The organism is Shewanella benthica KT99 (assembly GCF_000172075.1).
GTDB lineage: Bacteria > Pseudomonadota > Gammaproteobacteria > Enterobacterales > Shewanellaceae > Shewanella > Shewanella benthica_A.
The window spans coordinates 34303-50198 of the sequence record NZ_ABIC01000011.1 but is presented as its reverse complement, the minus strand read 5'-3'; the positions used below and the strand labels follow the sequence as shown (position 1 = coordinate 50198).

Sequence of the window (15896 nt, the reverse complement as noted above, 5' to 3'; positions counted from 1 at the left end):
AGCAGAAATTTATTCATGAATGATTTCAAAGAAAAGATTGTCGCCATCGTTCCTGCTGCCGGTATAGGCCGCCGCATGGGAGCCGACGTTCCTAAGCAGTACCTAAAAATAGCCGGTAAGCCAATTCTATCTTTAACCTTACAAGTGCTCCTCACTCATCCTAGAATCGACCGTGTGATCCTAGCGCTGCATCCACAAGATAGTTATTTCTCCTCTCTACCTGAGGCTAGACACCCAAAATTGCTCAGCGTTGTCGGTGGTGAAGAACGGGCGGACTCAGTCTTGGCGTGCCTGAATCGAGTCGATGGAGAGGGTTGGGCTATGGTACATGATGCGGCTCGTCCCTGTTTGACTCATAGCGATATCGATAAGCTTATCGATTCGAGAGGCTTATTTCCCCAGGGCGCCATCTTAGCCTCACCCGTTCGAGATACCATGAAGAGAGGGGATAAACAGGGATGTATTGAACAGACCGTATGTCGTGAGCAGTTATGGCATGCCCTCACCCCACAGCTTTTTCCTCTGGTATCCCTCAGAGATAATTTAACCCAAGCCTTGGAGGTGAAAGTCAACATCACCGACGAAGCTTCTGCCATGGAATGGGCCGGAATCGCACCGGGACTCGTGACGGGTAGAGCCGATAATATCAAGATCACCCACCCGGACGATCTTCGATTGGCTGAACTCTTTCTGCGCCAAGCTGAAGTGGAAAACTAGATGGCTAATGGCCCGGAAACTGACTGGGAATAATCTCAATGGATAATCTAGATTATCTTGTGGTGTTAATTGAATACGCTAAATGGAATGAACAATGAATATACGCATAGGCCATGGTTTTGACGTACATAAATTTGGTGGCGATGCCCCATTATTGCTAGGCGGTGTGCATGTCCCCTATGAGTTAGGCTTAATTGCACATTCTGATGGCGATGTGGTGCTGCACGCCATATCCGATGCTATCTTAGGCTCGGTCGCCTTGGGGGATATTGGCAAACACTTTCCCGATACCGAGGAAAAATTTAAAGGAGCCGACAGTCGTCAGCTTTTGCGTCATTGCTACACCTTGGCAAGGGATAAAGGCTTTGAGATTGGCAACCTGGATGTCACTATTATCGCTCAAGCACCCAAAATGGCGCCCCACATAGAAGCTATTCGTGAAGTGCTAAGCCAAGACTTAGAGACCAGCATAGATAATATCAATGTTAAGGCAACCACGACCGAGAAGCTAGGCTTTACCGGTCGTAAAGAGGGTATTGCCGTCGAAGCCGTCGTATTGGTCACTAAGATAGCCATATAAGTTTTCCCAACAGACTCGATTGACCCAATTAGAGAATAAGAGTGATCATGATAGAACTGCATTATTTACATGGTAAACCAGCATCCAAGGCCGATCTTCGTACGCAAATAGCGATTCATGTGCAGGAAATATGCCCTTCAGTCTACGGGGAGGGAGAGCACCATCTGCTACATATACGTAAAGAGGGGCTCAATACTGCCGATGTGGTTAAGATATTATCTGGTTTTGCCCATGTTCATCCTAAAGAGGTAACCTATGCGGGTCAGAAGGATAAAAATGCGATCACTGAGCAGTGGTTTGGCGTACGCATTCCCGGTAAAGAGACCCCGACTTGGGCCAGTTTAAACTGCGATGAACTGACTATCTTGTCTAGTCATCGCCACAGTAAAAAGTTAAGGATAGGTGCCTTGGCTGGCAACCGCTTCAGTTTAACTCTGCGTAATATTACCGATATGCAAGATGTGCTGGCTAGATTAGCCCTCATAAACGAGACCGGCGTGCCAAATTATTTCGGTGAGCAAAGGTTTGGTCATGATGGAAAAAATTTAGTCTTCGGTCGACAGATGTTTACCGGTCGTAAGGTGAAAGACAGGAAAAAACGCAGTATGTACCTGTCTGCCGTTCGTTCTTATCTATTTAATTATGTCACATCGATGAGGTTGGCCGAACATGGCCTCGAAAAACTCGATGGCGACAGTGTGATGTTAGCGGGTAGCAGGAGCTATTTTGTTGCCGAGCAATGGGATGATGCGTTACTTAAGCGTCTGGATGAAAAAGATATCCAGCTGTCGGCACCTATGTGGGGCAGGGGAGCGGCATTGCCTCGAGGCGATGCCGCAGACTTCGAGGCTAAGGCATTGGCCGAGTTTGACACCGACCGTGATGGATTAGAACATGCGGGATTAGAGCAAGAGCGTCGTCCCCTGTTACTAGAGCCTCAGCATCTATCATATCAACAAGAGGGAGACGATGTGATAGTGATTAAATTTGCACTTCCCGCAGGCAGCTTCGCAACTTCCGTGCTGCGAGAAGTGTTTGATTATGAAGATGTCAGAGAACGGGAATTTCGCCAACGTCAGTTAGAGCGACGTGAGCAAGAGCAAGGCTCTGTATAACCTTAAGTTAACACCGAATTTCCAGTGCCATTTTCAATTTTCTTAAATATTTATTTAATGATTTATAGTAGGCTAATGATGATAAAGATCCTAGTAAGTAACGATGATGGTATCACTGCACCGGGAATTAAGGCGTTATCGGATGCATTATCTGTGTCCTATCGGGTAATGACCGTGGGACCCGATCGTAACTGCTCAGGAGCGAGTAATTCATTAACCTTGACGAATCCTTTAAGAATTAATACCTTAAGCAATGGTTTTGTGTCAGTAAGCGGTACACCGACCGACAGTGTTCATCTTGCAATACGTGAGTTGTATGCAGATGAGCCCGATATGGTGGTGGCTGGGATCAACGCCGGAGCAAATTTAGGTGATGACACCCTGTATTCTGGTACCGTAGCGGCAGCTATGGAGGGGCGCTTTCTTGGCTTGCCAGCCGTCGCTGTTTCACTGGTGGGCTCTAAATTGGCACATTTCGACACTGCAGCCCATTTTGCTTGCCGGATCATTGCTGGCTTACTTAACAAACCTATTGCTCAGGATCAGATTTTAAATATCAATGTTCCTGATCTACCGATTAATGAGATTAAAGGCATCAAGGTCACTCGTTTAGGGGCAAGGCACAGAGCCGAAGGTATGATTAAGGCTCAAGATCCAGCGGGAAGAGACATCTATTGGTTGGGGCCTCCGGGAGAGGAGCAGGATGCCAGCGAAGGAACTGACTTTCATGCCGTGAATAATGCTTATGTATCAGTGACCCCTTTAACCGTTGACTTGACCGCTTTCGAGAGAATTACACCATTGCAAAAATGGATAGATAATATATGAATGGTGTTGTGACGACTTTAGCATTAAATTTAGCCAAAAGTTTACATGATTCGGGCATAGAGAGTGAGAAGGTGTTGCAGGCATTAGTCAATACACCCAGAGAACTCTTTATCGACGCTGCTTTAGGACATAAAGCTTATGAAAACACTGCCTTACCTATTGGGCAAGGGCAAACAATTTCTCAGCCTTATATCGTTGCAAGAATGACTGAGCTACTTCTGGATCACAATCCATCTAAGGTGTTAGAAATTGGTACGGGCTCAGGATATCAGGCTGCCATATTGGCTCAACTTGTACCAGAGTTATGTACTGTCGAGCGGATCAAGAGTCTACAGATCCAGGCTCGCCAGCGATTAAAAAAGCTCGATCTTCACAATATATCGTTTAAATATGGTGATGGTTGGCAAGGCTGGCTCAATAAAGGACCATTCGATGCCATCATGGTTACGGCGGCGGCGAGCAGTGTTCCACAAGCATTATTGACTCAGTTAGTCGATGGCGGGGTACTGGTTATTCCTGTGGGAGAGGAGTCCCAGCAACTGCTGAAAGTCGTACGTAAGGGGGAGACCTTTACTTCAGATGTGGTCGAAATGGTTCGCTTTGTCCCTCTTATAAACGGGGAGCTAGCTTAATTCGCTAAGCTAGCTGTTTCGTCTCAGATATTTTTGTTATTTTTTTAGATATTTACAGGGTCTTATATCAGTCTGTTTGGCTGTTTATTCTAGGGTGTATTTTTGATTACTAAGTTGAAGATGAATTGCAATAATCTACTACTATTAGTGCTATGCATCTGCTTCGTGGGCTGTAGTTTTCAGTCTGATAGACCCGCTCCTGTGGTAAATATCACGACTCCGGTTATGGCTAGTTATAATAAAGGCTCATTAAAATCCGATTCTTATTTCGTTAAGAGAGGTGATACCCTCTATTCTATCGCCTGGGCATCTAACAAAGATTTCCTTGATTTAGCTAAGAAAAATAAGCTTAACAATCCATATATTATCTATCCTGGACAGAAGCTAAACCTTAACCTGACATCTACTGTTACAAATAGCCAAATGGCTAAAACAGAGTCGAATAATCCTCCTAAAGTCGTATTAGTTAAGGATGAAGTAGATAAAAAACAAACACATACGCCTGTGATTCTAGCTAAGAAGTCCCATGATGAGCCTAAAAACAAACCACTTGATCATGTTAAAAAGTCTGCGTATTCTGTAACGACTAGTCAACAAGATATTAACAAATATATCCACAGGCCGAAGCCTCAGTTACCCACTAAAGTAAGCAAATGGTTCTGGCCGGTGAAAGGTAAGTTGATTGGTCGATTCTCTGCTAATGAGCAAGGGAATAAAGGGATTAAGATCGCAGGCAAACGAGGTGATATAATTAAGTCTGCAGCCGATGGCCGAGTAGTATATGCGGGCAGTGCCCTTAGAGGGTATGGAAATTTAGTCATCATCAAACATAGTGACGATTTTCTCAGTGCCTACGCACATGCCGATAAGATTTTAGTCAAAGAAAAACAGTTTGTCTCTATGGGGCAAACGCTTGCAACAATGGGTAATACGGGTACCGATCGGGTCATGTTACATTTTGAAATCCGCTACCACGGGAAGTCTGTTAACCCACTTAAATATTTACCTAAACATAATGGTTTAGGAGCCAGTTTGGCATTTGGAGGATAGTAAAGTGCAGTAGTTTAAATTGATAATTTGGGAGATTATTTTATGGGTCATAGAATCAGTACCGCATTAGCGGAGCCGTTGGTGGATTTGTCAAAAAACGAGTCTGACGTAGAAACAAAAAAAGGAAATAAGTTACAAGAAGCAGAGCTTGAACAGCAGGTTCAAGATGATCTGCAGAAAAACCTGGATGCAACGCAGTTGTATTTGGGCGAGATAGGTTTTTCCCCTCTACTGAGCGCGGAAGAGGAAGTGTATTTCTCTCGTAAATCGTTGAAAGGTTGTGGTAAGTCACGTAACCGCATGATTGAAAGCAATCTTAGACTCGTCGTTAAGATAGCCCGTCGTTATAACAACCGTGGACTCGCATTATTAGACCTTATCGAAGAGGGTAATTTAGGCTTGATTAGAGCGGTTGAGAAATTTGACCCCGAAAGAGGATTCAGGTTTTCTACCTATGCGACTTGGTGGATCAGACAGACCATCGAACGCGCCATCATGAACCAGACCAGAACGATTCGTCTCCCTATACATGTGGTTAAAGAACTCAATGTATATCTGCGTACTGCAAGAGAGTTAGCCCACAAGCTAGATCATGAACCTACCGCCGAAGAGATAGCGGCTAAACTTGACCTACCCTGTTCTGATGTCAGTCGTATGTTGAAACTGAATGAAAGGATCACTTCGGTCGATACGCCTTTAGGTGGAGACAATGATAAAGCCTTGCTCGATGTACTTGCCGCCGATGATAATGTAGGTCCGGATTACAAGGTACAAAACGAAGACATGTCAAAGTCTGTGGTTAAATGGCTCGATGAACTCAACACTAAGCAAAGAGAGGTGTTAGCGCGCCGTTTTGGCTTGTTGGGCTATGAACCATCTACGCTGGAGAATGTGGGTAAAGAGATAGGTCTCACTCGAGAGCGAGTACGCCAAATTCAAGTCGAAGCCCTGAAACGTCTTAAAGACTTACTCGGCGCCCAAGGTTTATCGGTAGAGGCAATCTTTAAGAGTTAGCTGTAATTTGTTGATTGTTGCTCCTAGGGTAAAGATAAAGGCTAGCCTCACGCATTATGAAAGTATTTTCTTTTGAGGAAGCCTGCTCATTTTTAGGATGACAGTTTCTATTGATGCATTCGTGATTAGATTTTTAAGTTAAGGACTAGAAACTAGACTTAGCAATTAGCTTGAGTTAATGACCTTAACCAATAGTGGTAAGCATCACATATCAATGTCCCTACAAAAAAAGCGCACTTTTTAGTGCGCTTTTTTTGTAGGGAACATTTATGTCTATTTGCCAGAGATGGTAAAAATAGACTTTGTGTCTGGCATCTCTTGTAAAGAGTTATGTCACTCTGTACTGCATAATCCCTGCAAACCTCCTTCCCTGAAGGCTTGGCATTTTTTAAGCTAGCCGTTTCAGTTTGTACAATATATCTAAGGCCTGCTTTGGGCTGAGCTCATCAGGATTAATACTTTGCAGAGCCTCTTCGACAGGCGATATTTGTGGCTCTGGAAAGACCCTAGCTTGTTGTGGTGACTCCTGAGTGATGCCCTTGCTGTCGCGGCTCTCTAAGTGATGCAGTTTATGTTTGGCTGCGGCTATGACTCTGGCAGGTACGCCTGCCAGAGCGGCGACTTGTAAACCATAGCTTTTACTTGCGGCGCCTTCTTGTACTGCATGCATGAAGACTATGGTGTCTCCATGTTCTATGGCATCAAGATGGACATTTTCTACATTGTCGATGAGCTCTGGCAACTGAGTGAGCTCGAAGTAATGGGTGGCAAATAATGTCATCGCCTCAATTTTCTCTGCTAAATATTCGGCAGCTGACCAGGCAAGGGAGAGTCCATCATAAGTCGAGGTTCCTCGACCTATTTCATCCATCAATACTAGACTCTGTGATGTGGCATTATGGAGGATATTGGCCGTTTCTGTCATCTCTACCATGAAGGTTGAACGACCAGAGGCGAGATCATCCGATGCGCCTATTCGAGTAAAAATACGATCCACAGGACCAATGACAGCCTCTTGGGCTGGTACATAGGAGCCAATATGTGCCATGAGAGTGATCAAGGCGACTTGCCTCATATAGGTTGACTTACCGCCCATATTTGGCCCAGTGACGATTAACATTTTACGCGTCGAATTCAAGGTCACCGGATTCGCGATGAAGGGGCTTTGACTGACTTGCTCGACCACGGGATGTCTGCCCGATTCTATATGTATACCCGAGATGTCGGTGAGAGTCGGGCATCGATAGTTTAGCGTCTCGGCGCGTTCGGCAAAATTACTGATGACATCAAGCTCAGCCGCACCCTGAGCGAACTGCTGTAACGCGTGGAGTTTGGGTAACAGAAGATCGAATAACTGCTCCCACAGCTGTTTTTCGCGTGCCAGTGCCTTGCCTTGGCTAGAAAGTACCTTCTCTTCATGTTCTTTCAATTCGGCTATGATGTAACGTTCGGTATTTTTCAGGGTCTGTCTTCGCTGGTAGCTCAGCGGCACCAGATCAGATTCCCGACGACTGACTTCGATATAGTATCCATGGACCCGGTTGTAGCCGACTTTAAGAGTCGATATACCAGTCGACGCTTTCTCGCGAGCCTCCAATTCTTTGAGATAATCCGTCGCCCCCTTACTCAAGGCGCGCCATTTATCTAGCTCTTCGTCGTAGCCATCTTTCAGGACGCCACCGTCGCGGATCAGCATAGGTGGATTATCTATGATCGCCCTGTCGAGCAGCGCGAGTTCCTCGGGGAATTCACCAATAAGGCTCGCTAAACGCTTGAGATGCGGTGACTGACAACCAAGGAGTAGCTGCTGGATGTCGGGCAAGGTAGATAATGCCTGTTTCAGTCGAGAAAAATCTCTTGGTCTGGCGCTTCTCAGCGCGAGTCTGGCCGTGATGCGCTCTATATCACCCAGGGCTTTTAAATGTGGAGTCAGAGTGTCAAATAAGCCGCTGTCGAGTAACTCGGTGAGCGCACCTAGGCGAGATTCTATTTGTTGTCTATTTCTCAGCGGTTCGTGGATCCACCGCTGCAACATGCGACTGCCCATGGGGGTCGTGGTATTATCTAATATCGCTGATAGGGTATTTTCACGTCCACCTTGCAGATTGATTGTCAGCTCTAGGTTTCTTCTGGTGGCGGCATCGAGAACGATACTGTCATCTTGATTGAATAGCACGATAGAGTTGATGTGGGGCAGGGCGGTCCTTTGGGTATCTTTGACGTACTGCATCAGGCAGCCCGCCGCCTGCAGTGACAAACGTGCGTTTTCAAGGCCGAAGCCGCACAGATCTTTGGTGTTAAATTGATCCAAGAGCAGCTTACAGCAGGTATCGAAATCGAATTCCCATTCCGGGCGCCTGCGTTTGCCATTGAATCCTGCGATGAGAGACATCTCACTGAAGTCTTCACTATAGAGAAGCTCGGCTGGACTTGTTCGTTGTAACTCAGCCTCTAACGCTTCTTTGGTGTTTAATTCACTGACCACGAAACGGCCTGAGCTTAAGTCTAAGCTGGCATAACCAAAGCCCGCCTTGCCATGGTATACCGCGGCAAGCAGGTTATCTTGTCTCTCTTGCAGTAAAGCCTCATCGGTCAGAGTACCTGGGGTGATAAGACGAACGACTTTTCGCTCAACTGGGCCCTTAGAGGTGGCCGGATCGCCGATCTGCTCGCAGATAGCGACAGAGACCCTAAGTTGAACCAGCTTGGCGAGATAACCTTCGACGGCGTGATAGGGCAGCCCCGCCATGGGGATAGGATCGCCGCCACTCTTACCTCTGGCAGTGAGTGAAATACCTAAGAGTTCGGATGCTCGTTTGGCATCGTCATAGAAGAGTTCGTAGAAGTCACCCATGCGGTAAAACAATAACATTTCTGGGTTTTCGGCCTTGAGCGTCAGATATTGACGCATCATAGGTGTGTGTTTTTCTAGGTTTTGGGTGTCGATTGCATTCATCTACAGCTCGTTTCTTCTATAAGGTATTGACCAGGCAAGATGCTCCATCGGAGCGGCCTTAAAAATAGGATGCCAATATTAGCAATTTTTCGAGTCAGTTGCGTCGTTAAAAAATAAATAGTCAGGTTGAATTTTTCTTCTGCAACAGCTGCTGCTAATTGAGTGAATATGGGGGGTGAAAAATAATCATGACCAGCACTTGATACTGTATGATTGTACAGTATACTAGTTTGCATATTGAGACCCCTATTCGAGTAGGATAAAGTTTCCTTAGCTCAAATACCGGAATCGTTACAGGTTTATATCGGCGTTGTTGCCGTGAATTAGATTATGCGCGAAGAGGATACCCGAATGAAGATTGATGCGAACAAAGAGAAAGCACTGAATGCCGTTTTAAGTCAGATTGAGAAACAGTTCGGTAAAGGCTCTATCATGAAACTGGGCGAAAACCGCTCAATGGATGTCGAGACCATCTCTACGGGATCACTTTCTTTAGATATTGCACTCGGTGCGGGTGGGCTGCCTTTAGGACGTATCGTTGAGATTTACGGACCAGAATCTTCTGGTAAGACAACATTAACGCTAGAGGTCATTGCCGCTGCACAACGTCAAGGTAGAACATGTGCCTTTATCGATGCTGAGCATTCCTTGGACCCAATATATGCTAAAAACTTAGGTGTCGATATCGATAACTTACTCTGTTCTCAGCCCGATACCGGTGAGCAAGCGTTGGAGATCTGTGATGCCTTGACCCGTTCTGGTGCTGTCGATGTCATCGTCGTCGATTCGGTTGCAGCCTTGACGCCCAAAGCCGAGATTGAAGGGGAAATTGGTGATTCACATATGGGACTCGCGGCTCGTATGATGAGTCAGGCAATGCGTAAGCTTGCTGGTAATCTGAAGCAAAACAACTACCATGCTTATCTTCATCAATCAGCTCCGTATGAAGATAGGTGTGATGTTCGGTAATCCAGAAACCACCACTGGGGGTAATGCCCTTAAGTTTTACGCTTCTGTTCGTCTCGACATTCGTCGTATCGGGGCAATTAAAAACGGTGATGAAGTTATCGGTAACGAGACCCGTGTTAAAGTGGTTAAAAACAAAATCGCAGCACCTTTTAAACAGGCTGAATTCCAAATCCTCTATGGCAAAGGCATCAACCGTACGGGTGAGTTAGTCGACCTTGGTGTGATACATAAATTAGTCGAGAAAGCGGGCGCCTGGTACAGCTATAAAGGCAATAAAATTGGTCAGGGTCGTGCCAATGCGGGTAAGTACTTAATTGAACATCCAGAAATTTCGGCTGAAATTGAAACTAAACTTCGTAGCATGTTACTCGCGTCTCCCGATGCGACTGAGTCAGCTAAAAGCGATGAGAATGTGGATCTAGAGACTGGTGAAGTGTTCTAGAGAGGCGCTTAAGTTCCAATCTCCTATGCATTGAAATAGGAGATTGGACGATTAATCAAGTTCATCTGCTATTAAAGCTATATTTTTCACACTCTATCTTCATTTCGTGTAATACCCTCCCTAAAACTCTGGTTATTATACCAGTCGGTATAAAGGTGTGGTCACTCAGCGAGAGTTTAGCGCTTCAGAGGCAAGGCAACGAGTGAGGAACATAGTTATTCTACGTTTAAGCTCGTTAACGCCGTATCGGAAGTGCTAAAACTCGCCTTTCAGGAGTTTTTTTGGCAGCCTACTTCTGTGTTGAATGAGTTCACAAGGGATCACCATTCCCTCACCCTTTCGCCTTGAATTAAGCAGCCAAAAATAACTCTGAGTTGACCACCTTCTTATACCGATTGGTATTATTCTTTAGACTGCTTATAATACTGCTCAAAATAGCGCAAGTGTGTGTTGAATAACGATTGTCGATTCGATAACTAACGTCCAACACAGTGCCAATAATTTAAGTAATCTCAATTCAGGGTGATTTCATGTATCAAACCACTGCAGCGCTAAGAACGGCTTTCTTGGAGTATTTCCGCAAAAATGGTCATCAGGTTGTGGACAGCAGTTCACTGGTCCCTGTTAATGATCCTTCTTTACTCTTTACTAACGCGGGTATGAACCAGTTCAAAGGCGTATTTCTGGGTGAAGATAAGCGTAATTACACTCGTGCAACTTCGTCTCAGCGCTGTGTACGTGCTGGCGGTAAACATAACGACCTGGACAACGTAGGTTACACCGCTCGTCATCATACTTTTTTCGAGATGTTAGGTAACTTCAGCTTCGGTGATTATTTTAAGCGTGAAGCGATCACATTTGCGTGGAACTTCCTCACTCAAGAGTTGAAAATCCCTAAAGAACGTCTGTGCGTCACCATCTATGAGACAGATAACGAAGCCTATGATATTTGGACTAAAGAGATAGGTATTTCGGCGGATAACCTGATCCGCATTGGGGATAATAAAGGTGCCCCTTATGCGTCTGATAACTTCTGGCAGATGGGAGACACGGGTCCTTGTGGTCCATGTTCAGAAATTTTCTATGATCACGGTGAACATATCTGGGGCGGACGCCCTGGTACGCCAGAAGAAGATGGTGACAGATTTATCGAGATCTGGAACATAGTCTTCATGCAGTATAACCGTCAGTCCAATGGAGAGATGTTGGCGCTTCCTAAGCCTTCAGTCGATACGGGTATGGGAATAGAGCGAATTGCTGCCATTATGCAAGGCGTTCACTCTAATTATGAAATCGATATTTTTCAGGCGCTGATCAAGAAAACGGCCGAAATATTAGCGGTGACCGATTTAGAAAATAAATCACTAAGAGTTATCTCCGACCATATACGCTCATGTGCATTCTTAATTGCCGATGGTGTGATGCCATCCAATGAAGGCCGTGGTTATGTACTTCGTCGAATCATACGTCGTGCGGTTCGTCATGGTAATAAGTTAGGTGCGACAGACTCCTTCTTCTATAAGTTGGTGCCAACGTTAATCGAGGTCATGGGTGAGGCGGCTAAGGGCTTAGTAGAGACTCAAGCCATAGTGGTTAAATCATTGAAGGCCGAAGAGGAGCAGTTTGCGCGTACTCTTGAGCGTGGTTTAGGCATCTTAGACGGCGCGCTTAACGCGCTCAGCGGTAACGTTCTCGATGGCGAGACAGCTTTCAAACTCTACGATACCTATGGCTTTCCGGTCGACTTGACAGCCGATGTCTGTCGCGAGCGTGACATAACGGTAGATGAAGCAGGTTTTGAACTGGCGATGTCAGCGCAAAGAAAACGTGCACAAGCGGCGGGTCAGTTCGGTACCGATTACAACGATTCACTTAAGATAGATGAAGAGACTGAGTTTTCAGGTTATATCGATCTCGTTTCGAACGCAAAAATTACCGCCATATATAAACAAGGTAAATCTGTTACTGAGATAAACGCCGGCGAAGAGGCCCTTGTTGTGCTCGATACCACGCCTTTTTACGGTGAGTCCGGCGGTCAATGTGGTGATAGCGGGACGCTCAGTACCAATGGTATAGAGTTTATCGTTAAAGATACGCAGAAATATGGCCAAGCCGTCGGCCATCTTGGTGCCTTAAAGACGGGAAGTCTGTCCCTTGGTCAATCCCTTGAGGCTAGTGTCGATAAATCGCTGCGTCAGCGCACCGAGCTTAACCATTCAGTGACTCATTTACTTCATGCGGCGCTGCGTCAGTTGCTTGGCACTCATGTGAGTCAAAAAGGTTCCTTGGTCGATCCTGAACGTCTGCGCTTCGATTTCTCGCACTTTGAAGGGGTTAAACCCGAAGAGCTGCAAGCCGTTGAAGACCTAGTGAATAGCCAAATTCGTCACAACCATGAATTGACGGCACAAGTCATGACTATCGATGCGGCAAAAGAGCAGGGGGCTATGGCCCTGTTTGGCGAGAAATACGCCGATGAAGTCCGTGTCGTGACCATGGGTGACTTCTCAATCGAACTCTGTGGTGGTACTCATGTGGGACGCACCGGAGACATAGGTTTGTTTAAGATCACCTCTGAAGGGGGTATTGCGGCGGGTATACGTCGTATAGAAGCTGTGACTGGTGCCGCAGCGATGGCTTATGTGACTAGTCAAAAGGTTGAGTTAGATCAAGCTGCCAAGTTACTCAAGGCAGATAGTGGCTCGGTGGTGATTAAGCTTAAGGCGCAACTGGAGCGTACTAAACAGCTTGAGAAAGAATTATCTCAGCTAAAAGATAAGTTTGCTGCTGCGACGAGTGCAGACTTAGCCGGTGAAGCTCAAGAGATTAACGGCGTTAAAGTGTTAATCAAGAAGCTCGATGGCGTCGAGCCAAGTGCACTAAGAGGCTTGCAGGATGAATTAAAGCAAAAGCTGGGATCGGGTATTGTAGTACTGGGTATAACAGGTGATGCTAAGGTAAACTTGATTGTGGGGGTAACCAAAGATCTCACCTCTAAAGTGAAGGCCGGTGAATTGGTCGCTAATATCGCGGCTCTGGTTGGCGGTAAAGGTGGCGGTCGCCCAGATATGGCTCAGGCTGGTGGATGTCAGCCTGAGAATTTAGATGCCGCACTGAACAAGGTGTCATCTTGGTTAAAAGAGCGCTTAGCTTAAGTGAAGGCTTAGCGAATACTGATTAAGTTATAAATTTGTATTCGACTAGGTGAAGCTTTCTGGCTTGTTGTAAGTTCTGTTGAGTTTTTTTATGTGAAACTTGTTAAGTTGAACGGTCAAGTTTTAATGCATTGTGCTTAGGTGCCGCTTTAACCCTTGGTAGGGCTGGGATTTAATGCTAGTTTAATTCCATGGTTTTAAAATAGTTATCTCGTGGGTTCGAGGGTCTAGCCTTATGGGAGTGCTGTTCGAGGACTAGATCACGCTTTTGACTTAAATAAGGTGTATTTTAACGGTGGTTTTCCACTAGGGTACTATTAATTTGTACTAAGCTAACCTTATAATAAGCATATAATGAAATAGTATCGTATAAAGCTAAATTTGGAACTAAAGGAGCAAACGAATGCTGATATTGACTCGTCGTGTTGGTGAAACACTGATGATTGGTGATGAAGTGACTGTCACTGTTTTAGGCGTCAAGGGTAATCAAGTACGTATTGGTGTTAATGCACCTAAAGAAATATCTGTGCATCGTGAAGAGATTTACCAGCGTATTCAGTCTGAAAAAGCAGACAATGCGTCTGAGGGTGGAAATATCTAGTCTTAAATGCCTTAAGAGTTACCCCTTAAAATAGAAGAGTCAGTTTTTAACTGGCTTTTTTTGTTTTCTGGCTTTTAGCTTCTCGTTTTTTAACGCTGATTGTCTCAGTGTGTTCTAGTTTTATAACGACATCTTTATTAGATAAATACGATGATTTATACCGAGTTTGCTTGATATCTGACTGATCTGTTTAAAAACAGTTCAAACAGAAAGCCTTTATAAGAAATGGTTTGACTTATTTTCGTCAAACAGTAATATGTGCGCCAAGAAACGGAGAGGTGGCCGAGTGGCCGAAGGCGCTCCCCTGCTAAGGGAGTATGGGCTTTAAATCCCATCGAGGGTTCGAATCCCTCCTTCTCCGCCATTTCTTACTTACAAATACGTTGCGGATGTAGCTCAGCTGGATAGAGTACCTGGCTACGAACCAGGCGGTCGGAGGTTCGACTCCTCCCATCCGCACCATCTTTGTGAGTTGACGGGAAATATTGAAACGCGTTGCGGATGTAGCTCAGCTGGATAGAGTACCTGGCTACGAACCAGGCGGTCGGAGGTTCGACTCCTCCCATCCGCACCATTCAATATAATGTAAAAGTAGTAAAGTTTTATTTGTGCGGATGTAGCTCAGCTGGATAGAGTACCTGGCTACGAACCAGGCGGTCGGAGGTTCGACTCCTCCCATCCGCACCATATTAAATATCTAGTTGATTTGTCGACTGGAAATATTAATTTTTCATTGCTGTTTGATTGAGAAATTAAGAAAGCGAGATTTGCGGATGTAGCTCAGCTGGATAGAGTACCTGGCTACGAACCAGGCGGTCGGAGGTTCGACTCCTCCCATCCGCACCATATTTAAATGTTTGGTTGATTTATTGATTGAGAAATTAAGAAAGCGAGATTTGCGGATGTAGCTCAGCTGGATAGAGTACCTGGCTACGAACCAGGCGGTCGGAGGTTCGACTCCTCCCATCCGCACCATTTACTCGTTTGTGTGATTTTCGGAGAGGTGGCCGAGTGGCCGAAGGCGCTCCCCTGCTAAGGGAGTATGGGCGTTAAATCCCATCGAGGGTTCGAATCCCTCCCTCTCCGCCATTACCAATAAACCCGTTGACTCTATCTACGGGTTTTTTTGTGCCTAATATTCCTCTAGATTAGGCTTCTACATCATGGATCTTGACTCTAAACAGCATATTTTTTCATTTCGGTCTACTGCTGTTCGTTTTTCTTCATTCACTTTCTGATCACATTCATCCACTTTATCTGTTATTTCCATTTGTCGGTCAATTCATTGTGTGATCATCAATATATTGCTAATAATATTATTGAATCAATACCTCTGTGGGTTATTTTTACTTATATTGGTATAGCCATTTTACATTCCTCTCGCTATTTTGTTATAAATTGATTACGATTTTTATCGTTAAAGCCATGTAATGCTTATTTAGGCGGCTTTTTTTAATCTTTTTGGTAATAAAAAAACAGACAGTAAGTGAATAGATAGTTGAAACTGCAATATTTATATTCGTTTTTGCTTGTTTAACTAGAGAGAGCCCGCAACTCACGCTAGCTTCTGTTAATACTGAGGATGATATGAACTCGATATCTGAGCAAATTACCCAAGCCGTAGGCATCATGTTTTTAGGCATGGGCCTGGTCTTTGTATTTCTGATAATGCTCATCTTGTGCATTAAATTGGTGGCAATGAAATTTGCTCCCTTGCCTCAGGATAAACCCACAAGGACGCCAGATAATGAAATTAGCCAGACTGGAAGGGTGGACCCCAAAATTGTCGCGGTGATCACTGTGGCTATTCAGCAATATCGCGCTAAAGCATAATAAT

The 15896-nt window shown here is 45.2% G+C and carries 11 protein-coding genes, 7 tRNA genes and 1 pseudogene; 18 read left to right on the top strand and 1 reads right to left on the bottom strand.

Translation table 11 applies throughout. The features are described 5' to 3' along the window. Positions 1-15 precede the first annotated feature (15 nt). The 7 genes from ispD to rpoS all read left to right on the top strand — a co-directional run bounded on the left by ispD (position 16) and on the right by rpoS (position 5936). Entirely contained in the window at positions 16-717 is a 702-nt protein-coding gene (gene ispD / locus KT99_RS07310; RefSeq protein WP_005498491.1) for a 2-C-methyl-D-erythritol 4-phosphate cytidylyltransferase, read from the top strand. Between the two features lie 94 nt (positions 718-811). Continuing rightward, entirely contained in the window at positions 812-1297 is a 486-nt protein-coding gene (ispF, locus tag KT99_RS07305; RefSeq protein ID WP_005498489.1) for a 2-C-methyl-D-erythritol 2,4-cyclodiphosphate synthase, read from the top strand. Positions 1298-1344: 47 nt separating this feature from the next. Continuing rightward, positions 1345-2412, top strand: coding sequence for a tRNA pseudouridine(13) synthase TruD (gene truD, locus KT99_RS07300; protein WP_040571708.1), 1068 nt, complete (start codon positions 1345-1347; stop codon positions 2410-2412). A gap of 78 nt (positions 2413-2490) precedes the next feature. Further along, positions 2491-3240 (top strand): 5'/3'-nucleotidase SurE, encoded by a 750-nt coding sequence (gene surE / locus KT99_RS07295; RefSeq protein ID WP_040571707.1) that lies wholly within the window; start codon positions 2491-2493, stop codon positions 3238-3240. After that, a complete protein-coding gene (locus tag KT99_RS07290; RefSeq protein ID WP_005498483.1) occupies positions 3237-3872 on the top strand; it encodes a protein-L-isoaspartate(D-aspartate) O-methyltransferase in 636 nt (211 codons plus the stop codon). Before surE ends, KT99_RS07290 begins: the two co-directional genes overlap by 4 nt. Positions 3873-3992: 120 nt before the next feature. Then, the gene (locus tag KT99_RS07285) at positions 3993-4922 is read left to right on the top strand and encodes a peptidoglycan DD-metalloendopeptidase family protein (RefSeq protein WP_050774326.1); all 930 of its coding nucleotides are present in this window, start codon (positions 3993-3995) and stop codon (positions 4920-4922) included. A gap of 42 nt (positions 4923-4964) precedes the next feature. Beyond that, complete coding sequence (rpoS, locus tag KT99_RS07280) at positions 4965-5936, top strand: RNA polymerase sigma factor RpoS (RefSeq protein WP_005498480.1); 972 nt, start codon at positions 4965-4967, stop codon at positions 5934-5936. 388 nt (positions 5937-6324) lie between these two features. Here rpoS and mutS read toward each other — a convergent pair whose 3' ends face one another. Beyond that, positions 6325-8892: a DNA mismatch repair protein MutS gene (gene mutS, locus KT99_RS07275; RefSeq protein WP_005498477.1), complete on the bottom strand. Its 2568-nt coding sequence runs from the start codon at positions 8890-8892 to the stop codon at positions 6325-6327. 351 nt (positions 8893-9243) lie between these two features. On the opposite strand from mutS, the pseudogene recA reads away from it, so the two are divergent. The 11 genes and pseudogenes from recA to KT99_RS07215 all read left to right on the top strand — a co-directional run bounded on the left by recA (position 9244) and on the right by KT99_RS07215 (position 15892). Beyond that, a pseudogene (gene recA / locus KT99_RS07265) lies at positions 9244-10303 on the top strand (recombinase RecA). 530 nt (positions 10304-10833) lie between these two features. Then, positions 10834-13458 (top strand): alanine--tRNA ligase, encoded by a 2625-nt coding sequence (alaS, locus tag KT99_RS07260; protein WP_005498469.1) that lies wholly within the window; start codon positions 10834-10836, stop codon positions 13456-13458. A 403-nt stretch (positions 13459-13861) separates the two neighbouring features. Continuing rightward, positions 13862-14059 carry a carbon storage regulator CsrA gene (csrA, locus tag KT99_RS07255; RefSeq protein WP_005498467.1) on the top strand — a complete coding sequence of 66 codons (198 nt, stop codon included), beginning with the start codon at positions 13862-13864 and terminating at the stop codon, positions 14057-14059. A 272-nt stretch (positions 14060-14331) separates the two neighbouring features. After that, positions 14332-14423: transfer RNA gene (locus KT99_RS07250), tRNA-Ser, on the top strand. A 21-nt stretch (positions 14424-14444) separates the two neighbouring features. After that, positions 14445-14521 (top strand) — tRNA-Arg (locus KT99_RS07245). 35 nt (positions 14522-14556) lie between these two features. Then, positions 14557-14633, top strand: a tRNA-Arg gene (locus KT99_RS07240). A 36-nt stretch (positions 14634-14669) separates the two neighbouring features. Next, positions 14670-14746, top strand: a tRNA-Arg gene (locus KT99_RS07235). Positions 14747-14828: 82 nt separating this feature from the next. Then, positions 14829-14905: transfer RNA gene (locus KT99_RS07230), tRNA-Arg, on the top strand. A gap of 52 nt (positions 14906-14957) precedes the next feature. Beyond that, positions 14958-15034, top strand: a tRNA-Arg gene (locus KT99_RS07225). A 22-nt stretch (positions 15035-15056) separates the two neighbouring features. Continuing rightward, a tRNA-Ser gene (locus KT99_RS07220) sits at positions 15057-15148 on the top strand. 498 nt (positions 15149-15646) lie between these two features. Continuing rightward, positions 15647-15892 carry an OadG family protein gene (locus tag KT99_RS07215; protein WP_005498464.1) on the top strand — a complete coding sequence of 82 codons (246 nt, stop codon included), beginning with the start codon at positions 15647-15649 and terminating at the stop codon, positions 15890-15892. Positions 15893-15896: the final 4 nt, after the last annotated feature.